Source organism: Mitsuaria sp. WAJ17 (assembly GCF_014174515.1).
Taxonomy (GTDB): domain Bacteria; phylum Pseudomonadota; class Gammaproteobacteria; order Burkholderiales; family Burkholderiaceae_C; genus Roseateles_B.
In genome coordinates this window covers 1-5487 of record NZ_JACJUG010000064.1, presented here as the reverse complement: position 1 = coordinate 5487, position 5487 = coordinate 1, and the positions used below count along the sequence as shown (strand labels likewise).

Sequence of the window (5487 nt, the reverse complement as noted above, 5' to 3'; positions counted from 1 at the left end):
CGCCGGCCTGCGGCGCCAGGTGCTGGCGCAGCGCGGCGGCGAGCGCAGGCGGGTCCAGGGTGGCGCGCGCCTGGGCGCCGGGCAGGTGCTGCAGCAGGATCAGGGCCTCGCGGCGATTGGGCGTGACCAGCGTGGCCGCAGGCAGCAGGCGCTCGCGAAAGGCCTGCAGCAGGGCCTCGTCGCAGAAGGCCGCGCCGCCAGCGCTGGCACCCAGAACCGGGTCCACGACCAGGTCCACGCGGGCACCGCTTTCTCGCAGCTGTGCCAGCACCTCCAGCAGGGCCTCGATGGCCTCGGCGCTGCCCAGAAGGCCGGTCTTGATCACCCGCGGGGTCATGTCTTGCCTCAGGGCGGTGAACTGCTCGCGGATCTGGGCGGCGGGCAGGGCATGCACCGCCTGCACACCGAGGGAGTTCTGCGCGGTGACGGCGGCCAGCACGGGGCACAGGTGCACGCCCAGCGCGGCGGCCGCTCGGGCATCGGCGCCGAGGCCAGCGGCGCCGCCGCTGTCATGGCCGGCGAGGCTCCAGATGATGGGCGGCGCGGCGTCCTCGTGCCAGGCTGGCAGGCATTCAACGGCCGGGTCCGGCTCATCGAACCAGGGGGAGGGCAGGCAGGGGTGGGGCAGGGCAGGCATGTCGGCACTCACTGAAGCAGGAAGGCGTGGTCGCCCACCGGCGTGCTGGCCACGGCGAAGTCCTGCGGCGCCATCAGGCCGGCCCGCCAGGCTCCGCGGCCGGCGTTCACGGCATCGCGGAAGGCGGCGGCCATGCGCACCGGGTCACGGGCCTGGGCCACGGCGGAGTTCAGCAGCACGGCGTCAAAGCCCAGCTCCAGGGCCTCGGCCGCATGCGAGGGTGCGCCCAGGCCGGCGTCTACGATGAGCACGGCCTCCGGCAGGCGCTCGCGCAGGGTGCGCAGGCCGTGGCGGTGCAGCAGGCCCTGGCCAGAGCCGATGGGGGCGCCCCAGGGCATCAGCAGCTCGCAGCCCGCGTCCAGCAGGCGCCGGCACAGCACCAGGTCCTCGGTGCAGTAGGGGAAGACGGTGAAGCCCTGGCGCACCAACTGCTCGGCGGCGCTGAGCAGCTCGAAGGGGTCGGGCTGCAGGGTGTGATCGTCGCCCGTCACCTCGAGCTTGATCCAGGCGGTGCCGTAGAGCTCGCGGGCCATCTGAGCCAGGGTGACCGCCTCGCGGGCGCTGCGGCAGCCCGCGGTGTTGGGCAGCAGGTAGCCACCCTGGGCCTGGATGATCTGCAGGGCCAGGGCCACGGCGCCGTTGTCGCCCGCCCCCTGCAGGCTGCGCTTGAGTCCGACGGTGAGCACCTGGCTCTGCGAGGCACGGATGGCCTCGCCCAGGACTTGCGGGCTGGGATAGCCCGCGGAGCCGATGAAGAAGCGGCTGCGCAGGGCGCGGCCGTCGATGTGAAGGAGATCGTCCATGGGGTGTCCTCAACCGCCCACGATGGGGCGGAACAGCAGGATCTGGTCGCCCGACTCCAGCGCGTGCGCGGCACGCGCCTCGCGCGGGATGTGCTGGCCGTTGACCGCGGTGGCTATGGCCTCGGGCGCCTGGCCCAGCAGGCTCAGCAACTGAGCCAGGCTGCAGCCCTCGGGGACGTCCATGGGCTGGCCGTCCAGGTGCACGCGCAGGCTGCTGGGCACGGTGGTGGCGTAGTGATCGATGCGGGGACTCTTGGCAGTGTTCATGGTGTGTGCGGTAGCGCGCCGAGGCCGCTGTCCTTGAGCAGTTGGTCGACCAGCGCGGGGGCCAGCAGCCAGCCGTGGCGGTACATGCCGTTGAGGCGCAGCAGGCCGGGCTCGTGGTGCAGGCGGGGTCGGTGGTCGGGGAAGGCGGGGCGCAGGTTGCGGTCCAGGCGCGTGATGCGGGCCTCGGCCAACTGGGGCATGACGCTGTGCGCCGCGGCCATCAGCTCGACGGCGCTTTGCAGGCTCACCGGGCTGCGGTCCTCGCTCTCGACCTCACTGGCGCCGATGAGCAGCTGGTCCGCGGTGCGCGGCACGAGGTAGACGCGATGGCGCGGATGCAGCAGGCGCACGGACCGGGAGAGGCCGTGGCCCGGCGCGTCCAGGGCGACGACCTCGCCGCGGACGCCGCGGAGCTCGGGCAACTGGGCCTTGGCGCCCAGGCCCCGGCAGTCGATGACCCAGTCTGCATCGATGCGGCGGCCGTCGTCCAGCAGCAGCCAGCCGGCCTCGCAGCGGTCCACGGGCTGCGACCAGTGCCAGGCGCAACCGGGCGTGTCGGCCTGCAGGGCGGCCATGGCCTCCAGCGGGTGGATCAGACCCTCGCCCGGCAGCAGCCAGGCCAGCAGGCCCGGGCTGCGGCGCAGGGCTGGCTCCAGCGCGGCCAGGGCCTGCGGTTCCAGCGGCTGGGGCTTGGGAAAGGCCTCCAGGCCAGGCTGCTGCAGTCGGTCCAGCACCCGCTGCGCGGCGCCGGCATCGCTGCGCTGGGACAGCAGCAGACTGCCGTGCAGCTGCAGGCCCACCGGATGTCCCGGGCTCATGCGATGGACGATGGCCGGCCACAGGGCCAGCGAACGCCAGCCTGCCGACGCGATCGGGGCTTGCGCCTTCTCCAGCTCGGCCAGCGGGCTGAGCATGCCGGCCGCGGTGAAGGCGGCCGCGCCATGGCCGTCGAACTGCGGCTCGGGGCCAGGTCTTGCGTCGAAGACCTGCACACGATGGCCGGCCCCGGCAAGGGCCCAGGCGAAGAGGCGCCCGGCCAGGCCGGCACCCGCGATGGCGATGGTCGCGCTCATGCGTGCTCCTGCGCGGCCTCAGGCCTTCTGGATGGGGATGTAGAGCTCGCCGCCCTGGGCCTTGAACTCCTCACTCTTGGCCTGCATGCCGGCTTCCTGCTCAAGCCTGGCCGAGTAGTCGCGCACATCCTGAGTGATCTTCATGGAGCAGAATTTGGGGCCGCACATGGAGCAGAAGTGGGCGACCTTGGCGCTGTCCTTGGGCAGGGTCTCGTCATGGAATTCGCGCGCCGTTTCCGGGTCCAGGCCCAGGTTGAACTGGTCCTCCCAACGGAACTCGAAACGGGCCTTGGAGAGTGCGTCGTCACGGGCGCGCGCACCCGGGTGGCCCTTGGCGATGTCGGCCGCGTGGGCGGCGATCTTGTAGGCCATCAGGCCCTGCTTGACGTCCTCGCGGTCGGGCAGGCCCAGGTGCTCCTTGGGCGTCACGTAGCACAGCATGGCGCAGCCGAACCAGCCGATCATGGCGGCGCCGATGCCGCTGGTGATGTGGTCGTAGCCGGGGGCGATGTCGGTGGTCAGCGGGCCCAGGGTGTAGAAGGGCGCCTCGTCGCAGTGCTTGAGCTGCTCGGTCATGTTGGCTTGGATCATGTGCATGGGCACATGGCCGGGGCCCTCGATCATGGTCTGCACCTCGTGCTTCCAGGCGATCTTGGTTAGCTCGCCCAGGGTGCGAAGCTCGGCGAACTGGGCCTCGTCGTTGGCGTCCGCCAGCGAGCCGGGGCGAAGACCGTCACCCAGCGAGAAGCTGACGTCGTAGGCCTTCATGATCTCGCAGATCTCCTCGAAGTGGGTGTAGAGGAAGTTCTCGCGGTGGTGGGCGATGCACCACTTGGCCAGGATGGAGCCTCCGCGCGAGACGATGCCTGTGCGGCGCTTGACCGTCAACGGCACGAAGGGCAGACGCACGCCGGCATGGATGGTGAAGTAGTCCACGCCCTGCTCGGCCTGCTCGATGAGGGTGTCGCGGAAGAGCTCCCAGCTCAGCTCTTCGGCCACGCCGCCCACCTTCTCCAGCGCCTGGTAGATGGGCACGGTCCCGATGGGCACGGGGCTGTTGCGGATGATCCAGTCGCGGGTGGTGTGGATGTTGCGGCCGGTGCTGAGGTCCATGACGGTGTCCGCGCCCCAGCGCGTGGCCCAGACCAACTTCTCGACCTCTTCCTCGATGGAGGAGCTGACCGCGGAGTTGCCGATATTGGCATTGACTTTCACCAGGAAGTTGCGGCCGATGATCATCGGTTCCAGCTCCGGGTGGTTGATGTTGGCCGGGATGATGGCGCGGCCGCGAGCGATCTCCTCGCGCACGAATTCCGGCGTGATGACCTCGGGAATGCTGGCTCCGAAGGGGTTGCCGGCCAGGCGCTGCTGGCGTTCGGCGTCGGCCTCGTATTCGCGCATCCACTCGAGGCGCTGGTTCTCGCGGATCGCGACGAACTCCATCTCCGGCGTGATGAGGCCTCGGCGCGCATAGTGCATCTGGCTGACGTTGGCGCCCGCCTTGGCGCGGCGCGGCTGGCGCTGCAGGCCGGCGCTCAGTTCGCGCAGGCGCAGCTGCTGGGCCTGGTCGCGCAGGCCGTCGTCGATCAACTGGATGGCGCGTCCCTCGTAAGGCGCGGTGTCCCCGCGCGCCTCGACCCAGGCCGCACGCGGCGTGGGCAGGCCTTTCTTGACGTCAATGGCGGCGGCAGGATCGGTGTAGGGACCGGAGGGGTCGTAGACGCTGACGCGCTCGCCATTGGTCAGCGCGATCTCGCGCATGGGCACGCGCAGGTCCGGGTGGATCTGGCCTTGCAGATGGACCTTGCGCGAAGCGGGCAGAGGCTCGCGCGTGAGTTTCAGAGACTGGCTCAGGGATTGAGCCAGGGGGCTGTCGGCGTCCAGGCCGGGATCGGTGATGCTGTTCATGCGCGGTCTCCAGTTGAAGTCCGGAGGCCGAGCAGGACGGGTCGGGGCGCGAGGGCGCCAGCGAGGCGGTCAGGGGATGGGGCCATGGCTGCCGCGGTACGCCATCACGGGTGGATGGCGGCCCTGGTTCCAGGGCCCGCAGCCCCGGCAGGGTGCACGGGCTGGCAGGCTCTTCTTACGCCGGTACGAACCGGATCAAGTTCAGCGGGTCCATGGCTTCCACCACGTCTCAGCCCGACGCCAAAGCCATCGCCTTGGCGCATCAGGGCTCCCCGGAGCAAGCCGTGAGTATAGGAGCAAGCGTGCGATCTGCACGCCGGCTCGGGGGAATCCCGCAGTGCCGCTTGCAGACCGGTGGGGGACACTTGTTACCGAAAGTCATAGGCGCAAGAGACCGCCTGCTTTTTGAGTCAGAACAGCGGACGCACCCGCAGAGGTGCTGCCCGTTCGTGGGATGGCACGACGCCGTGCCAGGGGTCTTAGGGTTGCAATGAGCATGTCCACCAAGCTGTATTCCGCCACCGCGTTGGCGCTGGCCTGCCAGTTGCTGTTCGGCGTTCCTGCGTCTGCCCAGACGGCTGAGCCGGCCGGCAAGGCCGGGTCCGCCTCAGGCATCAGCGACTCCGACCGTGCCAAGCGGGACGCCGACAAGGTCCTGCAATGGATCAAGTTCCACGCCACGCATTCCACCAAGCCTGAGGCGCCCGCTCCCGCTCCGGCGCCCAAGGCGGCCCCGACCGCCAAGGCCCCGGCCGCCAAGCCGGCCGTAGCGGCAGCGCCTGCCCCGGCCGCCGCGGCA

5 protein-coding genes, 1 pseudogene and 1 riboswitch are annotated in these 5487 nt (G+C 70.5%); of the genes and pseudogenes, 1 reads left to right on the top strand and 5 read right to left on the bottom strand.

What is annotated here, in order from left to right; all coding sequences use genetic code 11:
• The 5 genes from H5407_RS23205 to thiC all read right to left on the bottom strand — a co-directional run.
• The coding region (locus tag H5407_RS23205) for a bifunctional hydroxymethylpyrimidine kinase/phosphomethylpyrimidine kinase (protein WP_183106863.1) at positions 1–637 on the bottom strand (637 nt) is incomplete at its 3' end.
• A gap of 8 nt (positions 638–645) precedes the next feature.
• The gene (locus H5407_RS23200) at positions 646–1440 is read right to left on the bottom strand and encodes a thiazole synthase (RefSeq protein ID WP_183106862.1); all 795 of its coding nucleotides are present in this window, start codon (positions 1438–1440) and stop codon (positions 646–648) included.
• A 9-nt stretch (positions 1441–1449) separates the two neighbouring features.
• Positions 1450–1707, bottom strand: coding sequence for a sulfur carrier protein ThiS (gene thiS / locus H5407_RS23195; protein WP_183106861.1), 258 nt, complete (start codon positions 1705–1707; stop codon positions 1450–1452).
• Complete coding sequence (locus H5407_RS23190; protein WP_183106860.1) at positions 1704–2780, bottom strand: FAD-dependent oxidoreductase; 1077 nt, start codon at positions 2778–2780, stop codon at positions 1704–1706. The genes thiS and H5407_RS23190 overlap by 4 nt, the downstream gene beginning before the upstream one ends.
• 18 nt (positions 2781–2798) lie before the next feature.
• Positions 2799–4688, bottom strand: coding sequence for a phosphomethylpyrimidine synthase ThiC (gene thiC / locus H5407_RS23185; RefSeq protein ID WP_183106859.1), 1890 nt, complete (start codon positions 4686–4688; stop codon positions 2799–2801).
• Between the two features lie 155 nt (positions 4689–4843).
• A riboswitch (TPP riboswitch) is annotated at positions 4844–4973 on the bottom strand.
• A gap of 211 nt (positions 4974–5184) precedes the next feature.
• Here thiC and H5407_RS23180 point away from each other — a divergent pair.
• Positions 5185–5487, top strand: a pseudogene (locus H5407_RS23180) (hypothetical protein); the annotation flags it as partial.

What these genes read in the sequence shown, in the direction of transcription:
- H5407_RS23200 (WP_183106862.1), bottom strand. Translation starts at nt 1,440, where the DNA reads ATGGACGATCTCCTTCACATCGACGGCCGCGCCCTGCGCAGCCGCTTC.
- thiS (WP_183106861.1), bottom strand. Translation starts at nt 1,707, where the DNA reads ATGAACACTGCCAAGAGTCCCCGCATCGATCACTACGCCACCACCGTG.
- H5407_RS23190 (WP_183106860.1), bottom strand. Translation starts at nt 2,780, where the DNA reads ATGAGCGCGACCATCGCCATCGCGGGTGCCGGCCTGGCCGGGCGCCTC.
- thiC (WP_183106859.1), bottom strand. Translation starts at nt 4,688, where the DNA reads ATGAACAGCATCACCGATCCCGGCCTGGACGCCGACAGCCCCCTGGCT.